This is a genomic window from Lentzea xerophila, from assembly GCF_051094245.1.
Lineage (GTDB): Bacteria > Actinomycetota > Actinomycetes > Mycobacteriales > Pseudonocardiaceae > Lentzea > Lentzea xerophila.
This window is the reverse complement of the sequence record NZ_CP194934.1, coordinates 479,110-498,321: the sequence shown is the minus strand read 5'-3', so window position 1 is coordinate 498,321 and position 19,212 is coordinate 479,110. Positions and strand designations below refer to the sequence as shown.

The window sequence follows — 19,212 nt, the reverse complement described above, 5'->3', positions numbered from 1 at the left end:
GTCAGCCGATCCCGGGGATGAGTCGCACGAGCAGGTCGATCAGCCAGATCCCGGCGAACGGCGTCACGATGCCGCCGAGGCCGTAGATCAGCAGGTTGCGCCGCAGCAACGCGGAGGCACTGGACGGCCGGTAGCGGACACCCTTGAGCGCCAACGGGATCAGCGCCACGATGACCAGCGCGTTGAAGATCACCGCCGACAGGATCGCCGACTGCGGCGTGGCCAGCCGCATGATGTCGAGCCGGCCCAGCGCCGGGTAGATCGCCGCGAACATCGCCGGGAGGATCGCGAAGTACTTCGCGAGGTCGTTGGCGACGCTGAAGGTGGTGAGCGCACCGCGGGTGATCAGCAGCTGCTTGCCGATCTCCACGATCTCGATCAGCTTGGTCGGGTCCGAGTCGAGGTCGACCATGTTGCCGGCCTCCTTCGCGGCCGACGTGCCGGTGTTCATCGCGACACCGACGTCCGACTGCGCCAGCGCGGGCGCGTCGTTGGTGCCGTCACCGGTCATCGCGACGAGCCGGCCGCCCTCCTGCTCCTTGCGGATGAGGGCCATCTTGTCCTCGGGCTTGGCCTCGGCGAGGAAGTCGTCCACACCCGCCTCACCCGCGATCGCCTTGGCCGTCAACGGGTTGTCGCCCGTGACCATCACCGTGCGGATGCCCATCGCCCGCAGCGCCGCGAAGCGTTCTTTCATACCGGGCTTCACGACGTCACTGAGCCGGATCACCCCGAGAACCTCATCGTTCTCGGTGACGACGAGCGGCGTGCCGCCGTCCGCGCTGATCTGGTCGACGATGCGGTGCACCTCTTCGGAGATGGTGAACGCGCTGGCGGCGCCCTTGCGGATGCTGCGGCCGTCCAGGTCGATGCCGCTCATCCGGGTCTGCGCCGTGAACGGCACGAACTCGCCGGCCTTCTCCGCGTCGGCCGGTTCCGCCGGCAGGCCGTACTTCGCCACGCACAGCTCGACGACGCTGCGGCCTTCCGGCGTGCCGTCGGCGAGGCTGGACAGGCGGCAGGCCTCGGCGAGCCTGCGCTCGTCGGTGCCGTTGGCCGGGATGAACTCGGTGGCGCGGCGGTTGCCCCACGTGATGGTGCCGGTCTTGTCCAGCAGCAACGTGTCGATGTCGCCCGCGGCCTCGACCGCCTTGCCGGACGTCGCGAGCACGTTGCGCTGCACCAGGCGGTCCATGCCCGCGATGCCGATCGCGGACAGCAGCGCGCCGATCGTCGTCGGGATCAGGCAGACCAGGAGCGCCGTCAGCACGACGACGGACTGCTCGCCGCCCGAGTAGATCGCGAACGGCTGCAGCGCCACCACCGCGAGCAGGAAGATGATCGTCAGCGTGGACAGCAGGATCGTCAGCGCGATCTCGTTCGGCGTCTTCTGCCGCTCCGCGCCCTCGACGAGCGCGATCATCCGGTCCACAAAGGACTCACCGGGTTTCGTGGTGATCCGCACGACCACCCGGTCCGACAGCACGGTGGTACCGCCGGTGACGGCACACCGGTCGCCGCCGGACTCCCGGATCACCGGCGCTGACTCACCCGTGATCGCCGACTCGTCGACCGTGGCGATGCCCTCGACGACGTCGCCGTCGCCGGGGATGACCTCCCCCGCCTCCACGACGACCAGGTCGCTGATCCGGAGATCCGTGCCGGGAACCCGGTGTTCGGAACCGTCCTCGGCGAGACGGCGCGCGACGGCGTCCTCCTTGGTCTTCCTGAGCGACTCCGCCTGCGCCTTGCCCCTGCCCTCCGCGACGGCCTCGGCGAGGTTCGCGAACAGCACGGTGAACCACAGCCACAGTGCCACGGCGACGGTGAACACGCTCGGGTCCGTGATCGCGAAGACCGTCACCAGCAGCGAGCCCGCCCAGACGACGAACATGACCGGGTTGCGCAGCTGGTAGCGCGGGTCGAACTTGCGCAGCGCGTCCGGGAACGACGTCAGCAGCTGCTTCGGGTCGAAGACGCCGGCACCGACCTGGTGGCCCGGGTTCTCCGCGCGCCGGTCGCGGATCTCCTCAGGAGTCCGCTGAAGTGTGCTGGTCACAGCAGTGCCTCCGCGATGGGACCGAGAGCAAGGGCGGGAACGAACGTCAGCGCGGCCACGAGCACGATGCTGCCGCCGAGCAACGTCGCGAACAGCGGCCCGGTCGTGGGCAGCGTGCCCGCCGTCACCGGTACCTTCTTCTGCGCCGCCAGGGAACCGGCGAGCGCGAGCACCGCGACGATCGGGATGAACCGGCCGAGCGCCATGCAGACACCCAGGGACGACTGGAACCAGTCGTTGGTCACCGTGATGCCGGCGAACGCGCTGCCGTTGTTGTTCGACGCCGACGCGTAGGCGTAAAGGATCTCTGACAGGCCATGCGAGCCGGGGTTGTTCAACGCCGCCTGCGTGCTCGGCAGGATCGCCGCGATCCCGGCACCGATCAGCAACACGGTCGGCATCGCGAGAATCGACACCGCCGCGGCCGTGACCTCCTTGCGCCCCAGCTTCTTGCCGAGGTACTCCGGCGTGCGGCCGACCATCAGGCCCGCCAGGAACATCGCGATGATCGCCATCACCAGGATGCTGTACAGACCGGTGCCGACACCGCCCGGCGTCATCTCCCCGAACAGCATGTTCAGCAGCGCGCCGCCGCCACCGAGTCCGGTGAAGCTGTCGTGCATCGAGTTGACCGCACCGGTCGACGTGCTGGTCGTGGAGTTCGCGAACAACGCCGACGCCGCAACGCCGAACCGCAGTTCCTTGCCCTCCAGGGGGCGCAGGCCGTTCTCCTCGGCGACCCAGATCACCGTCAGCATCGCGGTCCAGATCAGGCCCATCACGCCGAGCAGCACGTAACCCTGCTTCTTCTCGCCGACCAGCTTCCCGAACGTGCGGGTCAGCGACACCGGGATCACGAGCAGCAGGAAGATCTCGATCAGGTTCGTCCAGGAGTTCGGGTTCTCGAAGGGATGCGACGAGTTCGCGTTGAGGACGCCGCCGCCGTTGGTGCCGAGCTCCTTGATCACCTCCTGGCTGGCAACGGGTGCGTTCGCGACGATCTGGCCGTCGACGTCCACACCGGACTTCAGTGACATCGTCACGCCGAGCGCGATCAGCACGATCGCGAAGATGAACGCGATCGGCAGCAGGATCCGGATCACGCCGCGGGTGAGGTCGACCCAGAAGTTGCCGAGCCGGTCGGTCTGATGACGCACGAACCCGCGCACCAACGCCACCGCGACCGACAGGCCGACCGCGGCGGAGACGAAGTTCTGCACGGTCAGACCGGCCATCTGGACCGTGTGGCCCAGGACGGTCTCCGGGACGTAGGACTGCCAGTTCGTGTTCGTCACGAAGCTGACCGCGGTGTTGAACGCCATGCCGGACGGCACGCTGCCCCGGTCGAAACTGAACGGCAGAAGCGGCTGGATCCGTTGCATGACATACAGAAGGACGACGCCGGCGAACGAGAACCCGAGCACGCCGTAGGCGTAGGTGCTCCACTTCTGCCCGGCCTCCGGGTTCACCCGGCCCAGCCGGTAGATCACCCGCTCCACTTTGGAGTGTCCGGTGGCGCTGTAGACGCGCGCCATGTAGTCACCGAGAGGCCGGTAGACCACCGCCAACGCCAGGACGAGGAGGCCGGCCTGCAGCAGGCCGGCCACGGTGGGTGACATCAGAACTTCTCCGGCCGGATGAGAGCGATGAACAAGTAGACGATCAACGACAGCGCGAGGACGCCACCGACGGCGTTCGCGACCAGACCGGTGCCGCTCACAGCCTCTCCAGTCCGCGCACGGTCAGCGCGAGCACCAGGAAAACCCCGATCAACAGCAACGCGTAGGCCAGGTCGGCCATTGCGCGCTCCCTTCCCGACAACGATGTGGCCTTGACACCCGTCAGCGTGCATCGCGCTCACTCGTGAATCAGGACGGCTGACGACACTTTGACGCCCTTGACGCGTTCCTTTACGCGTTGCTGATGCCCTGTGTCCTCCGACTCACTCCGCAGGGGCATCCGGTGGTGACTGGGTGTGATCCGGCCTTTCGGACTGCTCTCCCGCGGTGCGCGCCGGCCACGCGCTGCCGGTCGGCGCAAAAGTCGCGTCAGAGCTTCCGCCCGGCACACCTGCCACCTACTCTGGGCGACAGGTGTGCCGGGAAGTCTGGTCGGCGTGACTGTTTCCTCGTTGGAAGGGACTGGGTCATGCTCACCAGACGAGCGCTTGTCATTGGCGCGGGTGTCGCAGGCTTGACGACCGCATACCGTTTGCTGCGCAGCGATTGGGACGTACTCCTGCTGACCGGCCCGGATCTGCCGGGGATTGGCGGCGCTGCCTCTCTCACCGGCACCGGGCTCGAAGCCGCACGGCGCCTCGGGCTCGTCGCGCGCGACTGCTCTCCGCCGTCCCGCGAGCAGGTCGTGGCGACGCTGCGAACCGCGCTCGGTGGCACGATCCGTTCCGCCACCAAGCTTCCCTCGCTCGCCCCTGACGACTGGGGTGTCACGGCGATGTTCGAGAACGGCGACGACTGGTTCGACCTCGTCGCCGGCGCCTGTCCGGGCGGCCGGGTGCAGCGGCGGCACGTGCTGGTCGACGACAGCACGATCTCGCGCGCGATCGTCGGTGCCGAACTGCTCGGCGACGCCCTGGACATCTTCCGCGACGAGGACGAAGCGTTGCGGTGGTGGGCGGAAACCCTGCCCACCTGTCGTGGTCAGCGCTCCGCCACCACCACGACGTCTCGACCGCGCCGGCAGGACCGGGCGACGGCCGGCCAGGCCCGGCGAGTCCGCTGAATGCCGAACTCGCCGCCGCCTGGCTGAGCACAGCCATGAACCCGTAGTCCCGTACCACCACCGAGTGCACTTGGGCGTTTGCGGTGGGCTGTTGCCCGCGGTTGCCAACAGACTGAGGTACGTGGACACCAGGAAACGAGTCGATCCGGTCCGGCGCGGTCGTACGATCCTCGGCGCGTCGTTGGTGCTCACCGCCGTGGCCGCGGGCACACGGGCCACCGTGGGGTTCAGCCACCAGGCCGAGGCGGAGGCCGCGATTCGCGCGAAGGGCGGCATGGACGTCACGATCGCCCTGCACGCCGGGATGACGTACGCCTGGCTGGCGTTCGCGGTGCTGGGCGGAATCGCCGCGGTCCCGTTGCTCGTCAACGGGTCCGGGCGCACGTTCGCGGCCGGGATCGGCTACGCGCTCGGGATGCCGTTACTGCTGTTCAGCATCGGGGTGATCGCACCGGTTCCCGTGGTCAGGACGCTGACGTGGGTGGCGTGCGGAACCATTGTGCTGCTGGCACTCTTCGTGATGCTGACGTCCGGACCCGTTGCGCCGCAAGGACAGCAGCGCCGGGAAGCTCCGGGCCGGCACAGGCCGGCCCGGAGCCGGTACCGCTAGCGGCCGACCACCGTGCAGGTGGCGGTCGCGGTCTTCGCCGGGTTGCTCTCCGACACCGCGGTGAGGGTCACCTTGGACATGATCGGGCCCTCGTTGCGCTGAGCGTGCACGGGAACGTCGGCGCGGCCACCGAACTTGGCCGTGGCCAGCGCGTTGGGCACCGAGACGGTCCAGCCGTTCGCCGCCGTCGCCGTCACGCGGTACACGTCACCGTCGAGGTACTGGTCGACGGGCTCCGGGTGCTGCCCGGCAGGAGGTGCCGTGCGGCCGGTGTTGGTCAACGGGAAGCGGCACGTCGCCACGCCCGACGAGTCGGCACGGGCGGCGGTCGGGGTGACCCGCACGCCGCGCTGCTGCGGTCCCGCGCCGTCCAGCGACCGGACCGCGACCGTGTAGGACAGCACACCGCGGGCGTCGCGCTGCAGGTCCAGCACGTAGAAGTGCAGGCGGTTGGCGGTGTCGACGAACTCGTACTCGCTGCCCGAGTTCGTGCCCGCGTGGAACAGGGCGTCGGACAGCTGGCGGTAGTCGCCGATCGTGATCGGGACCTTGGTGCCGTCGGGCAGGACGTAGTCGGTCATGCCGATGTCCTGCGGGTTGGCGTCGATCACCCACGTGAACGGTGCGGCGTCGGCGTTCTTGGTCTTGGCCAGCATGACGCCGGAGTCCGGGGTGAACGAGTCGGCGCCCATCCGGTCGACGACCTCGAGCGTGTAGTTGTTGTAGCCGCCGCCGTCGCAGAACGGGTCGGTGGACACGTTGCAGGACGGGGACTTGTCGCCGGTGCCCAGGGCGAGGTTGATGCCGGTCAGGCCGGTGGCGCCGGGGTTGACCTCGCGTGCGGTGATCTTCGCGATGACCGTGCCGGACCCGGCCAGTGCCTCCCGCGACAGGCGCAGGACGTTCTGCTCGTCGACGATGCCGAGCTTGATCCTGTTGCGGAACGTCTGCTGCGCGCCGAGCGATCCGCCGCCGGTGGCCGGGATCGTCCAGCGGGAGTGCGGGCCGCCGGGGCCGTTGAACGAGCCGCGCGACAGCATGTCCCACGGGCCGCTGTAGTCACGGCGTGGCGGGTTGCCGTACGGGTTGTTGTAGTTGTCGCCGATCCCGAGGATGTGGCTCAGCTCGTGCGCGTACACGCCCTGGCCGGAGCTCTCGGCCTGGGTGGACGAGCCGCCGCCCGCGTTGGGCCAGATCGACGAGCCCGCGGCCCACGAGGTCCAGTCGACGTACCGGGTGCGCGAGTAGTTCGGCAGCGCGGGGTCCGGCGGGCCGAAGGCGTCGGTGACGTCCTCCTTGGTGCGGAACTTCATCATCCCGAACTCCTGCCACGTGCCGGACTCGTCCTGGCCCGCCGACAGGTAGTAGATGAAGTCGTAGCCCGCGGGCACCTCCGCGCCGACGTCCGCGACCCACGCGGCGCGGCCGTCCGTGCGGATGTTGCGGTTGCACGAGTCGCCTGCCGGGCAATCGGTTCCGCCCTGGAACTCCATGGCGTACTCGTGGTCCTTGCCCGGCATCGTGTAGGGGCCGAACGCCTTCAGCTCGACGCCGTAGCGCCCGCCGGAGGTCTCCATCCAGTACTCGTGCACGGTGTGGCCGCGGTTCAGGCCGTTCGGCTTGTTGAGGAAGTCCTCGTAGAACTGCCCGACCTCGGCGCGCGGGACGTTGCTCGCCTCCGCGCTCGGGTTGCCGAACACCGTGGAGTTCTTCGGCTGCGTCACGACGAACGGCTGGTTCGGGTAGTCCAGCAGGACCAGCGCGCCCCTGAAGTTGCGCAGCGAGCCCTTGACCGACGGGTCGGCCCAGTTCGTGCCGGGGATCTTCTTGTAGTCCCGCTCCCACGTCATGTGGTCGGGGTTGACCCAGTTCTGCGGGTCGATCGGGCCCGGGAACCCGGCCTGCGCGAACACGCGGGCGGAGTCCCCCGACTGCTGCCACGGCTGCTGCTGCGGCCAGTGGTCGTACTGCCAGTGGTGCGACGGCTCGTCGGGCGGGGCTGCGGCGGAGTTGCCGGCGGTGAACATCGCGACCGAGAGGATCGCGGTGATGAGCAGGGCAGGGCGCCGGTGTCTGCGGTCCATGCCACCACCGTGGTGCAGAGCCACCCGTCCGAACCACCCGTCGATCGTCTGCCGCTCAACGGAATTCGGGCAGATCGACACGAACGGAGGCACCGCGCGGCCGTGGCACGAACCGCACGGACCCGCCGTGCACGGTCACGACGTCCGAGACGATGGCCAGTCCCAGGCCGGATCCGGGCAGGCCACGAGCGTCGGGGGCGCGCCAGAACCGCTCGAACGCCGAGCGCCGGTGCTCGACCGGCACTCCCGGGCCCTCGTCGCTGACGGTGAGCCAGCCCGGTTTCGAGCGGACGGTGACGACGGAGCTCGGCGGCGAGAACTTCACGGCGTTGTCGAGCAGGTTGAGCACGCTGCGTTCCAGCGCGGTCGCGTCGCCGACGATCGACCACTCGGCGCGGTCGACGTCGAAGAGGTGGTCACGGGCGCGGCTGCGGGCGCGGTCGACGGCTCGGTCGATCACGGTGGACACGTCGACCGGGTCGCTGGCCAGTTCGCGCTCGTCGCGGGCCAGCACGACGAGTTCCGTGACGAGGTCGCCGAACTCCTGGCTCTGGGCCTGCAGCCGATCGAGGACCTCACGGCGCTGAGGCAGTGCGCGGCCCGTTTGTTCGCTGCGGACCAGCAGGTCGATGTTGGTGCGCAGGCTGGTCAACGGGGTGCGCAGCTCGTGCGCGGCGTCGTTCACCAGGTTTCGCTGCCGTCGCCGGGACTCGGCCAGTGCGGCGGTCATCGAGGTGAAGGCGCGGCCCAGGCGGCCGACCTCGTCGTTGCCGGAGACGATGACCGGGGTCGTGAGGTCCTCGGTGCGCGCGATGTGCTCGACGGCCTCGGTGAGGCGTTCCATCGGGGCCAGGGCGCGGCGGGTCAGCCACAGGCCGCCCGCGGCCACCAGCAGCGCCCCGAAGACCGACACGCCCATGAGGACACCCGCGAGCGTGGTCAGCGTGCTGTCGATCTCGGCGAGGCTGCGGCTGAGGATCAGCACCTGGCCGCCGCCGAGCGGTTGCAGGAGAACGCGTGCCTCGGTGCCGGACTCGGTCACGCCGTCGCGGAACGTCGTCGTCGTCACGAAGTCGCCGGCGCCGGTCACGACGGGGTCGACGCCGGGCGGTGCGCAGCCGTGGCCGTCGCGGCTCAGGGTCTGGATGCCCTGCAGGACCTGCCGCAGTCCCGCGGTGGGCAGGTTCTGGTCGCACCGGATCTCGATCCGCGGCGGCAGGCTCGCCCGCATCGACCTGTCGAGCTGCGAGCGCAGGTTGTGCTCGGTGGCGAGCCAGGTGACGACGCTGATGCCGGCGATCGCGACCGCCACGACGAACGCGGTGATCAACGCCAGCTTGCTGCGCAGCAACACCGGGCGGCTCACGGCGACTCGCGCAGGATGAAACCCATGCCGCGCACGGTGTGCAGCAGCCGGGGGCGGCCACCGGCCTCGGTCTTGCGGCGCAGGTAGCCGATGTACACGTCGAGGAGGTTCGTGCCCTGGTCCTTGCCCCACACCGCGTGCTTGAGGTGCTGCTTGGTCAGCAACCGTTCCGGGTCGCCCAGGAAGACCGCCAGGAGGTCGAACTCGGTCGGGGTCAGGTCGAGCCGGGCGTCGCCGCGCACGGCCTCGTGGGCGTGCAGGTCGAGCCGCAGGTCGGCGAACTGGAGTGCCGCCTGTGGAGTCGCGCGGCGCCGGTTCTGCTTGAGCAGCGCCCGGACGCGGGCCAGCAGCTCCTCCAGCGCGAACGGTTTGACCAGGTAGTCGTCGGCTCCGGCGTCCAGGCCGGTGACCTTGTCGCCCAGCGCGTCGCGGGCGGTGAGCATCAGCACGGGCAGGCGTTCACCGGCCGCGCGCAACCGGCGGCAGGCCTCCGAGCCGTCGACGTTCGGCATCATCAGGTCGAGGATGGCCAGGTCGGCGCGGTCCACGAGGCGCAACGCCTCGGCACCGTCCGCGGCGGTCATGACCTCGTAGCCCTCGAACTCGAGGCTGCGCCGCAGACTGTCCCGGACGTCCGGGTCGTCGTCCACCACGAGCAGTCTCATGCGGAAGACGGTAGGGCGCGAGGCTGTGAGCCAGCTGTGCATCGCCGCTCTCACGATTCTCTCAGCAGAAGCCAAGGACGTTCTCACGACGGCGTCAGCAGGCTCGGTTCCACAGCGGGCACAGCCGTGTCCACAGTGGAACGGAGAGGACATGGCGGTGAGCACCGCACAGGCCACGGGGACGGTGGACATCATGATCCCCGTCTACAACGAGGAACGCGCGCTGCCCGGTTGCGTCGAGGTGTTGCACGGGTTCCTGAGCGAGCAGTTCCCGTTCGACTGGTCGATCGTGGTCGTCGACAACGCGAGCACGGACGACACGTTGGAGGTCGCGCAAAGCCTCAGCCGCAAGTACGAGCGGGTGCGCGTGCACCACCTCGACCGCAAGGGCCGCGGGCTGGCGCTCAGGGAGTCGTGGGGTGCGAGCGAGGCGGCCGTCGTCGTCTACATGGACGTCGACCTGTCGACCGGGCTGGACGGGTTGCTGCCGCTGGTCGCACCGCTGCTCAACGGGCACTCGGACCTGGCGATCGGCTCGCGGCTCGCACCGGGTTCACGGACGGTGCGCGGACCGCGGCGAGAACTGGTCTCGCGCGCCTACAACGCGTTGATCAGGCTGACGCACGGTGCCCGGTTCAGCGATGCCCAGTGCGGCTTCAAGGCCGCTCGCACCGAGGTCGTCCGGCCGTTGCTCGGCCAGGCCCGCGACGAGGCCTGGTTCTTCGACACCGAACTGCTGCTTCTGGCCGAGCACAACGGTCTGCGCGTGCACGAGGTGCCGGTCGACTGGGTCGAGGACGTGGACAGCCGGGTCGACGTCGTGGGCACCGCGATCGACGACGTCAAGGGGTTGATCCGGGTCGCACGAGCCAAGGCCAACGGCACCGCGCTCGTGAACGGGCTTCCCCGGCGGCCGCGACCGAAGGCCATCCACCCGGACGCCGTGCTGAGCCGCAGCGAGGGCGGGCTCTCCTGGCAGGTGCTGTCGTTCGCGGTGGTCGGCCTGATCTCGACCCTCGCGAACCTGGCCCTGTACGGCGTCTTCCGGCTGTGGTGGCCGGTGCTGGTGGCGAACCTCGCCGCGCTGGTGATCACGACGCTGTTCAACACCGAGGCCAACCGGCGCTTCACCTTCACCGCCCGCCACACCGCCCGTGGCAAGACGCATCTGCAGGGCTTCGTGGTGTTCGGGCTGTACTACGCGTTCACCTCGGCCGCGTTGCTCGTGTTGCACGCGGTCTCGCCCGACCCTGCCCGTGCTCTCGAACTGGCGGTGCTGCTCGGTTCGTCGGTGCTGGGCACGGTGGGGCGCTTCTTCCTGTTGCGGAGCTGGGTGTTCCGCCGCGACGACCGAAAGGACCAGGGATGACCGCCGTTGCCGACGTGGCAGCCCCTCCGGGCGACACGACCGACTCCCCGCCCAGTTCTCGTTGGCCCGCTTGGGCTCTCGTGGCGATCTGCGTGCTGGCGGGAGCGCTCTACGTGTGGGCGATCGGCGCGGGCCAGGTCGGGAACTCGTACTACGCGGCCGCCGCGAAGTCGATGTCGACGTCGTTCACCAACTTCCTGTTCGGCTCGTTCGACCCGGCCGGCGTGGTGACCGTCGACAAGCCGCCGATGGCGCTGTGGCCGCAGGCTGCCGCCGTGGCCGTGTTCGGCTTCCACGGCTGGGCGGTGCTGCTGCCGCAGGTGGTCGAGGGCGTCGCCGCGGTGTTCCTGTTGCACCGCACCGTTCGTCTCTGGGCGGACGAGAAGGTCGCGCTGCTCGCGGCCCTGATCTTCGCGCTGACGCCGATCACCGTGGCGATCAACCGCGACAACAACCCCGACACGTTGCTCGTGTTGCTGCTCGTCGCGGCCGCCTACGCCTTCACGCGGTCGGTTCGGTCCGCGCGGAGCGGTCCGCGGACGAAGTGGTTGCTGTGGTGCGCGTTCTTCATCGGCTGCGGGTTCCTCACCAAGATGCTGCAGGCGTGGATCGTGGTGCCAGGCTTCGCGCTCGCGTACCTGGTGGGATCGGGCGCGCCGGTGCGGCGGCGGGTCCTCGACCTGCTGGCGGCCGGTGCGGTGCTGGTGGTGTCGTCGTTCTGGTGGGTGGCGCTGCACGCGTGGTGGCCGGGCTCCAAGCCGTACATCGGTGGCAGCACGGACGGCGGCGCGTGGGACCTGATCATCGGCTATAACGGCCTGGGCCGGGTGTTCGGCGGCAGCGGCAACCGGGGTGGCGGAAGCCAGCCGCCGGAGATGGAGTTCGCCGGTCCCCGTGGCGGCGCGATGTTCGGCGGAGAGCCGGGTGTCACGCGCATGTTCGACGCTTCGGTGGGCGGACAGATCTCCTGGCTGTTGCCGTTGTGCCTGTTGGTCCTGTCCGTGGTGGCCGTCGCGGGTGTGCTGCGCTGGCGCCGCAAGGTTCCCGGTGACCGAGCCGAACGCGCTGGCTGGTTCCTGTGGGGCAGCTGGCTGCTGGTCACGGCCGCCGTCTTCAGCTTCGCGCAGGGCATCTTCCACCCGTACTACACGACGATGCTCGCCCCCGCGGTCGCCGCCATCAGCGCCGCTGGGCTGGTGATGTTCTGGCGTGCCAGGAGCTTCGTGCGGTTCCTGCTGCCACTGTCGGTCGCGATCACAGCGGCGTGGGCGATCGTCGTGGTCTCCCGTGACACGTCGTTCCACGGCTGGACGCGGTGGGCGGTGCTCGGCGTCGCCGCGGTGGCCATCGCCGTGCTGCTGGCGGGTCTGCGCCGGACCGGGCTGGTGGCCGCGCTGGTCGCGGTGCTGCTGACGCCCGCCGTGTGGTCGGCCGCCACCGCCGTGACGGCGAGCTCCAACGGTGGGATGGCCGCCGCCGGACCAGCCGAACGAGGTGGCGGCGGTTTCGAGATCTTCACGAACGGGCAGCCGCCGCCGAACGCCCGCGGGAACCGGCAGCCGATGCAGGGCGGTCCTCCCGGAGGCGGCCGGGGTGAGCTCACCGACGAGCAGAAGCGGATCCTGCGGTACGCCAAGGAGAACAGCGGCGGCGCCGAGATCACGCTGGCCGTCGCCGGGCCGGCCCAGGCCGCGTCGCCCTACATCATGGGCTCCGACGAGGTCGTGATCGGCATGGGCGGGTTCTCCGGCTCCGACGACGCGCCGTCGGTCGACCAGCTGCGGACCTGGGTCACCGAGGGGAAGCTGAAGTTCGTGCTCAGCGGCGGGGACCGGATGGGCGGCGGTCCTGGCGGCCGTGACGACAACGGCCGCCAGGAGTGGATCTCCGCGCACTGCTCCACAGTGGACCCGAGCGCTTACGGCGGCGGGACGGCGCAAACGCTCCTGGAATGCCGGGCGTGAGGTCTTGATCCGTTCATGCCCGGCAGTCCTGTGCCGGGCATGAACGCGATCCCTAGTTGTGCGACCGGTCTTCGGCCGCGCTGACCAGCACGCCCTCGGTCAGCTCCTCGTCGTGCCTCGCCTCGTCGACAGGACCGACCATGCGACGCACCTGTTCCTTGCTCGCACCGAACATGAAGCACATGCCTTCGACGCTAGGCGTGACGTCAGGGCTGGGCTTCTCGATTCCTGCTCGCTCTGCGGGCGCCGGCACCGAACGCCACCAGCAGCGCGCCGACCAGGCCCAGGCCGAGCACCGACGAGCCCGTCCTGGCGAGCACCACCTCGGCGGACGGCTGCGGCGCCGCGCCGCCGGGGTTGCCCGGTTCACCAGGCTTCCCCGGTTCACCAGGTGCGGGCGGCCACGGGTCCTTGGTGGCGTCCGGCACGACGAGGATCTGCCGCTGCCCCTCGCTGCCGCCGAGCACCTTGACCTCGCCCTGGTCCGGGTAGAGGAAGTTCCACTGCCCGAGGATCGACAGCTTGTACGGCCCCGCGGGCACGTTCGGGATCTTCACCTCGCCGTTCGAGTCCGACACCCCCTCGCCCGCGTCCGTGCCGCCGAACCAGGTGCGCAGCACGACCTTGACGTTCGGGACCGGCTCACCGGGCTCGACACGGAAGTTCTCGTTCTTGTCGTGGTAGAGCACGATGTTCACCGCGGCGGACGCACCCGGCACGCTCGCCCAGGCCCGCGCCGACGGGAGGCCGGGCTCGCGGTCGGCCTCCGGGCCGAACCGGCAGTAGGTCTGCACCTCGCCGATCCGTTGCGCCCCTTGCGGAACCTGCTCGACGACGGTGAACGTCCTCGTCTCACCGGCACCCACGGTGACGCCCGCGGCCGTCGGGTCGAGCTCGCCCCACTCCGGTCCCGTGCCGAGGTAGCTCTCGTCGTAGACGGTGCAGGCCGCCTTCACCCCGGTGAGCGGGCGGTCGCCGGAGTTGGTCAGCGTGACGGTGACCCCGGCCGACTCCCCCGGCTGGTAGGAGGCCTTGTCGAAGGCCATCTTCGGGGTGAGGACGGAGGCGATCGCGCCCTCGGCGCGCACCGAGAGGTCGACCCCGGCCGGTGTCAGGAACACGCTGCGCACCGACTCGTCGGACACCGTCCAGCCGTCGGCCTCGTAGCTCACGGTCCAGCGACCGGCTGGAGCGTCCTCGAACAGGAAACGGCCCTCGGCGTCCGTCGTGCGGGTCGCCTGCAACGCCGGGAGCCGCCGGCCGATCGTGACCTTGGCCCCGGCCAGTGCCTCACCGGGATCCTGCACGCCGTTGTGGTTCCGGTCGCCGTACAGAACGCCTCGGATGTCACCCTCGACGGAGGTGATCACCGTACTGCCGGAGAACCAGTCGTCCTTGTTGTCCTTGCGGCCCGTGTAGTCGAGGTAGTGCTCCAGCTTCAGCGTGAACGGTTCGGCCCGCCAGTCGCTGATCGGGCTCTGGGCGACCACCGTCTTCGTCTCGCCCGGCTCCACGGTCAGGCCGGGCGCGCTGGGTGAGATGGGGCCGTAGTCCGTCGGGTCCCACATCGGGTTCCCGATCAACTTCCACGGCAGGCGCACCTTCTGGGCGGCCTCCGTACCGACGTTGGTGATCGTGAACTTGATCTGCATGGTCTCGTACGACAGGTAGTTCGGTTTGTCGAACTCGATCGTCGTCCGCAACGACGCGGTGGACGTCGGCGCCGGGACCATCGGGTAGGTGGTGGTGGAACCGGGGTGGAAGACGTGCACGTCCTGCGGGGAGCCGCCCCGGTTGAACGCCCACGGCGGGGACGACACGGCGTGGTACCGGCCGACCGGCACGTCCGCGAAGACGACCTTGCCGTCGGTGCCGCTCTCGGCGCTGACGACCTCGGCGCCGCTGTCCCGGTCCAGCAGGGTGATCTTCGTGCCGCTGATCGGCGACCCGCTGCCGTCGACGAGGTGCATCGTCTTCGCGCCCTTGCCGCCGGTGACCTGCACGCGTTCGAGGACCCACACGCCGTAGTTGTCGGCGACGTTCTGCGCGAAGACGCACGAAAGTTCCACCTCACCGACGTCCCTCGCGCGCTCGGGCAGCGGTTCGCTGATCACGATCGTCCGCTGTTCGCCCGCCGCGAGCGTCACGCCGGCGCCGCGCAGGACGTCCCACTCGGGTCCGGCGCCGAGGTTGTTGCCCTGGTGGGTGTTGCGGTCGCAGTCCGCCTGGAGGTTCGTGATCGGGTAGTCGCCGGTGTTGGTCAGGGTGACCGTGGTCCGGACGGTGGCCGGGTAGGCGTAGGTCTGCCGGTCCAGCGCCAGGGTCGCGGTGAGGCGGTCCTGGAAGTACCGCTCGGCGACGGCCGTCCGCGTCACCGTCCTGTTCGCCTCGACGGTGATCTGGTTCTCGCCGGGCTTGAAGTAGACGGCCCAGCCGGGTGGTGGTTCGAAGTGCAGCCCGTACGTGCCGGCCGGGACACCGGTGAACAGCACCTTGCCGGACGCATCGGTGAACTTGCGGTGGTCGTCGGCGGAGTCGCTCCTCCAGAGGGAGACCAGTGAGTCCCGCAGCGCCTCGCCGGCGTCGATCAAGCCGTTGTGGTTGGCGTCGACGAACACCGTGACGCTGACGTTGCCGGTCTCGGCTGCCGCTTTGGGTGCCTCGGCTGTTTCGGTGGTCGTGCTCGGCGGCGCGGTGGTCTCGACTGTCGTGGCCGGCGGTTCGGTGGTGGTCGTCGGTGGTTCGGTGGTGGTCGGTGGTTCGCTGGTTTCGACCGTGGTGGTCGGCGGTTCGGTCGTCTGCTGTGTCTCGGTCGGTGGCGGCGACACCGACGTGGACACCGGGGCCGGCGGATCGGCCTCCTGGGCGAGCGCCACACCGCTGAAGACGAGCACCGCCGCTGTGGTCAGCGCACCGAGTCTGAGCAGGGCTCGACCGGCGGGTCTGCTGGACATCGTGATCCCCCAAGATCGGTTGTGTTCGCGCGGGCCGGCCACCCGGCAGACCTCGCGTCGACCTCCTCAATGCGCCGCTTGCCCGGTTTGTTGAGTTCCGGGGCCGGCTTCAGGAACGAAATTTGCAAGCGCACGGCGAGTCGCGCGCATCCCCGTGCCGGGATCCGCGTCTTCTAGTGCGAGACGGAAGGGGTCACCATGACCGATCGCGGCGACCGCATCGTGAGCGTGCTCGAGGAGGCCTTCGCCGGACTGATGTCGGCGGACCCCGTAGCGTTCCGGCACAAGTTCCGCAAGATGGCCGCCGAACCGTTCACGTTCTACCGGGGCAGCGCCTGCCTGTTCTACGCCGACATGGCCGAACTGCCCGACGAGTGGGCCGACGAGCGCACCGGCCGCATCTGGATTCAGGGCGACCTGCACGCGCAGAACTTCGGCACCTACATGGACTCCGCGGGCACGCTGGTGTTCGACGTCAACGACTTCGACGAGGCCTACCTGGGCTCGTTCACGTGGGACGTCCGCCGGTTCGCCGCCTCGATGGCCCTGCTCGGGTGGCGCAAAGCATTCCCGGACAGCGTGATCACCGACCTGATCCGCACCTACGTCGCGGCCTACGTGGCCCAGGTCCGCGCCTTCGCCGACCGCCCGGGCGACGAACTGTTCAGCCTCCGCCTCGACAACACCGAGGGCACGCTGCACCGCGTCCTGCAACGAGCCCGCCTCGCCACCAGGATCGGCCTGCTGGACGAGAAGACCGTCATCGTCGACTACGAACGCCGGTTCCGCCGCGACCGCGAAGGCATCCACGAGCTGCCCGCCGAGGTGCGCGACTCGGTCGAGCAGGCCTTCCAGTCCTATTTGGACACGATCCCGACGGGCAAGCGCGCGTCGAGCCGCACCTACGCCGTCAAGGACGTGGTGGGGCGCAGCGGTTTCGGCATCGGCTCGGCCGGCCTGCACGCCTACAACATCCTGGTGGAAGGCCGCTCGCAGGCGTTGGAGAACGACGTCGTGCTGTCGATGAAGCAGGCCAGCGTCGCCGCGCCCAGCCGCATCGTCCCCGACGCCCGCATCCGCGAGTACTTCACCGACCACGGCCACCGCACCGCCGTGTCACAGCGGGCCCTGCAGGCCCACGCCGACCCGTGGCTCGGCCACACCCGGATCGGCGGCGTCGGCTACGTCGTCTCCGAGCTCTCGCCCTACGAGGCCGACCTCGACTGGTCGGACCTCACCGAGCCCGCCGACATGCTGCCGGTCCTCGACTACCTGGGCCGCGCCACCGCCAAGATGCACTGCGTCGCCGACGAGGACTCCGCGCAGACCCTCGTCGCGTTCCAGTGCGAGGAGGCCATCGCCACGGCCATCGGCGACCGCACGGAGGCCTTCATCGACTCGATCGTCGAGTTCGCCCTCGGCTACGCCCAGCAGACGCGCGAGGACCACCGGCTGTTCGTGGACGCCTTCCGCGACGGCCGGATCGAGGGAGTCGGGTCGACCGCCTGAGGGTTAGTGGACCAGGCCGTGGTGGCGGTTCGTCCACGCCGCCACGGCGGGCAGCACGTCCGTGAACCACTCGCGCGCGGCGGCCGTGAGTTCGTAGCGGGCCGCCCGGCGGAGCACGAAACCGTTGCGCTGCAGGCGGTCCAGGGTCATGAGGACCTTCGGGCCGAGTGCGGAGACCAGGTCCTCCGCGGCCTTGGCGCCGTCGGACAGCGTGACCAGGACCTGGGGCAGCTGGTCGGCGCTCATCAGGTCCTGCAACGCGACCAGGTGGTGCAGGGCCGAGGCGTCGGCGGTGCGGTCGGCCGCGAAGGTGCTCTGGTCGTGCATCTGGACGCGGGCACGACCGTTGCGCTTGGCCCGCTGCAGTGCGGCGTCGGTGTCGCGGAGCAGGTCGATGAGCGTGCCGTCGGCGCTGGGCACGTGGGACGCGACGCCGATGGACGCCGTCTGGCCGTTCAGGGTGAGGTGATAGCCGTCGTTCGTGGTGATCTCGGTCTGCAACGCGCTGATGCCACGCAGGATTCGTTCGGCGATCCTGGCCGCTTCGCCGCCCGTGGTGCGCGGGAGCAGCACGAGGAACTCGTCGCCTCCGTACCGGCACACGAGGTCTGTCGGGCGCGTGTGAGCCGCCAGCACCGCGGCGACGTCGGTCAGCACGGTGTCACCGGCCGGGTGGCCGTACTCGTCGTTGATCCTCTTGAAACGGTCGAGGTCGACCATGAGCAGCGAGACGTACTCCCACCGGCGTTGCGCGCGGCGGTGCGCCGCGGGCGCCTGGTCGTCCCAGCCCCAGCGTCCCAACAGGCCCGTCAAGCGGTCGGTTGCCCACGCGCCAACGGGTTGTGCGCACGAACCGCACCTCGAGGGAGCGCTCTCGTCGTGCAGGCGCAGAGAACCGTGGTCCACCGGCAGCCCCATCCGCACAGTCGCCATGAGTCCCCCCAGACATCAGCTCCAACTGGCCCCAACTGCCGCTTTCAACTGGAGTGGCGTCGTTCGGATCAAACGCGACACAACAGTGCAAGCGGCGGAGTGTGATCATAGGGCTACACACAGGTGGATTCAACCCCTGTGATGCCATATGCTCGCTGGGTTCCACAGCAGTGGAATGATCGCTGGCCCCCAGGTCGCTCCAGCGGAGGTGTGGCGTGAGGCCGTTCGCCGAGGTCCTCAACGAGCTGTGCAACAACCCGCCCGACGGCCGGGGCAAGGTGACCAACGTAGCGCTCTCCGCCGCGGTCAGGTCACGGGGCGGCGACATCGGCCACGGCTACATCTCGCAGCTGCGGCTCGGCGTGAAGGACAACCCGACCTGCCAGGCCATCGTCGACCTCGCCGGCGCGCTCGGCGTGCACCCCGCGGTGTTCCTCGGTGGCCGCCGCGAACTGCACCCCGGAGAGCAGCCCGGCTGGCGCGCGACCGCGTTGAGCACGCTCCTCGAGGCCGTGCACCCGCCGGACCGCGGCCCCTGGTCGCCGGAGGAGGTCGCGGCCGCGATCAGCTCGTCCGGCCAGTTCGGCAGCATCTCCGCGAGCTACGTCCGCGAGCTGCTGAGCAACGCCAGCGGCAACCCGCGGCTCAAGCACATCCTCGGCCTGGCCGACCACTTCGGCGCCGATCCCGCGTACTTCTTCGACAACGACCTCGCGGCGCGCGTCGACTCGGAGCTCACGGACTTCCTGGCGCTGCGCGAGCTCGGTGTCGTCGAATTCGTCACCCGTCTGGCCGAACGTACGGGCCAACTGTCCCCACAGGCCAGGGCCGCTGCGGTAGAAGGGTTCCGGCAGGCACTCGAGGTCGGTGAGGGGTGGTCGTTCCCGTTGAACAGCCGCCGTACGTCCGCGGACCACACTTGATGGCGGCCACTGCGTGAGGATCTCAGCCTGGGCC

At 69.6% G+C, this 19,212-nt stretch carries 15 protein-coding genes; 6 read left to right on the top strand and 9 right to left on the bottom strand.

Translation table 11 applies throughout. From position 1 onward, the window contains the following. Position 1: 1 nt before the first annotated feature. From kdpB to kdpF, 3 genes are read right to left on the bottom strand one after another with little or no spacing between them, the layout of a single operon-like run. Positions 2-2,059 carry a potassium-transporting ATPase subunit KdpB gene (gene kdpB, locus ACRSBM_RS02435; protein ID WP_434439236.1) on the bottom strand — a complete coding sequence of 686 codons (2,058 nt, stop codon included), beginning with the start codon at positions 2,057-2,059 and terminating at the stop codon, positions 2-4. Next, the gene (gene kdpA / locus ACRSBM_RS02430) at positions 2,056-3,678 is read right to left on the bottom strand and encodes a potassium-transporting ATPase subunit KdpA (protein ID WP_434439235.1); all 1,623 of its coding nucleotides are present in this window, start codon (positions 3,676-3,678) and stop codon (positions 2,056-2,058) included. The genes kdpB and kdpA overlap by 4 nt, the downstream gene beginning before the upstream one ends. Beyond that, on the bottom strand, positions 3,678-3,779 hold the full coding sequence (gene kdpF, locus ACRSBM_RS02425) for a K(+)-transporting ATPase subunit F (RefSeq protein ID WP_434439233.1): 102 nt from the start codon (positions 3,777-3,779) through the stop codon (positions 3,678-3,680). The genes kdpA and kdpF overlap by 1 nt, the downstream gene beginning before the upstream one ends. 473 nt (positions 3,780-4,252) lie before the next feature. Between kdpF and ACRSBM_RS02420 the strand changes: the two genes are divergently transcribed. Continuing rightward, a complete protein-coding gene (locus ACRSBM_RS02420) occupies positions 4,253-4,801 on the top strand; it encodes a hypothetical protein (RefSeq protein ID WP_434439230.1) in 549 nt (182 codons plus the stop codon). Positions 4,802-4,922: 121 nt separating this feature from the next. Then, positions 4,923-5,411 (top strand): hypothetical protein, encoded by a 489-nt coding sequence (locus ACRSBM_RS02415; RefSeq protein WP_434439227.1) that lies wholly within the window; start codon positions 4,923-4,925, stop codon positions 5,409-5,411. Here ACRSBM_RS02415 and ACRSBM_RS02410 read toward each other — a convergent pair. From ACRSBM_RS02410 to ACRSBM_RS02400, 3 genes are read right to left on the bottom strand one after another with little or no spacing between them, the layout of a single operon-like run. Continuing rightward, complete coding sequence (locus tag ACRSBM_RS02410; RefSeq protein ID WP_434439225.1) at positions 5,408-7,495, bottom strand: M6 family metalloprotease domain-containing protein; 2,088 nt, start codon at positions 7,493-7,495, stop codon at positions 5,408-5,410. The two genes, ACRSBM_RS02415 and ACRSBM_RS02410, sit on opposite strands and share 4 nt — an antisense overlap. Before the next feature lie 55 nt (positions 7,496-7,550). Further along, on the bottom strand, positions 7,551-8,861 hold the full coding sequence (locus tag ACRSBM_RS02405) for a HAMP domain-containing sensor histidine kinase (RefSeq protein ID WP_434439222.1): 1,311 nt from the start codon (positions 8,859-8,861) through the stop codon (positions 7,551-7,553). Then, on the bottom strand, positions 8,858-9,526 hold the full coding sequence (locus ACRSBM_RS02400) for a response regulator transcription factor (protein WP_434439219.1): 669 nt from the start codon (positions 9,524-9,526) through the stop codon (positions 8,858-8,860). Before ACRSBM_RS02400 ends, ACRSBM_RS02405 begins: the two co-directional genes overlap by 4 nt. Before the next feature lie 151 nt (positions 9,527-9,677). Between ACRSBM_RS02400 and ACRSBM_RS02395 the strand changes: the two genes are divergently transcribed. Then, positions 9,678-10,895 carry a glycosyltransferase gene (locus tag ACRSBM_RS02395; protein ID WP_434439217.1) on the top strand — a complete coding sequence of 406 codons (1,218 nt, stop codon included), beginning with the start codon at positions 9,678-9,680 and terminating at the stop codon, positions 10,893-10,895. Then, on the top strand, positions 10,892-12,859 hold the full coding sequence (locus ACRSBM_RS02390) for an ArnT family glycosyltransferase (protein ID WP_434439214.1): 1,968 nt from the start codon (positions 10,892-10,894) through the stop codon (positions 12,857-12,859). The genes ACRSBM_RS02395 and ACRSBM_RS02390 overlap by 4 nt, the downstream gene beginning before the upstream one ends. Before the next feature lie 52 nt (positions 12,860-12,911). Here ACRSBM_RS02390 and ACRSBM_RS02385 read toward each other — a convergent pair whose 3' ends face one another. Together ACRSBM_RS02385 and ACRSBM_RS02380 are read right to left on the bottom strand one after the other, a co-directional pair. Then, positions 12,912-13,043 (bottom strand): hypothetical protein, encoded by a 132-nt coding sequence (locus ACRSBM_RS02385; RefSeq protein WP_434439211.1) that lies wholly within the window; start codon positions 13,041-13,043, stop codon positions 12,912-12,914. A gap of 22 nt (positions 13,044-13,065) precedes the next feature. After that, on the bottom strand, positions 13,066-15,813 hold the full coding sequence (locus ACRSBM_RS02380; RefSeq protein WP_434439209.1) for an SdrD B-like domain-containing protein: 2,748 nt from the start codon (positions 15,811-15,813) through the stop codon (positions 13,066-13,068). A 198-nt stretch (positions 15,814-16,011) separates the two neighbouring features. Here ACRSBM_RS02380 and ACRSBM_RS02375 point away from each other — a divergent pair, with 198 nt between their 5' ends. Further along, positions 16,012-17,322 (top strand): DUF2252 domain-containing protein, encoded by a 1,311-nt coding sequence (locus tag ACRSBM_RS02375; RefSeq protein WP_434439207.1) that lies wholly within the window; start codon positions 16,012-16,014, stop codon positions 17,320-17,322. 3 nt (positions 17,323-17,325) lie between these two features. On the opposite strand, the gene ACRSBM_RS02370 is transcribed toward ACRSBM_RS02375, so the two are convergent. Next, positions 17,326-18,135 (bottom strand): GGDEF domain-containing protein, encoded by an 810-nt coding sequence (locus ACRSBM_RS02370; RefSeq protein WP_434439205.1) that lies wholly within the window; start codon positions 18,133-18,135, stop codon positions 17,326-17,328. Between the two features lie 335 nt (positions 18,136-18,470). Here ACRSBM_RS02370 and ACRSBM_RS02365 point away from each other — a divergent pair, with 335 nt between their 5' ends. After that, positions 18,471-19,178: a hypothetical protein gene (locus tag ACRSBM_RS02365; RefSeq protein WP_434439203.1), complete on the top strand. Its 708-nt coding sequence runs from the start codon at positions 18,471-18,473 to the stop codon at positions 19,176-19,178. The last annotated feature ends 34 nt before the right edge of the window (positions 19,179-19,212 follow it).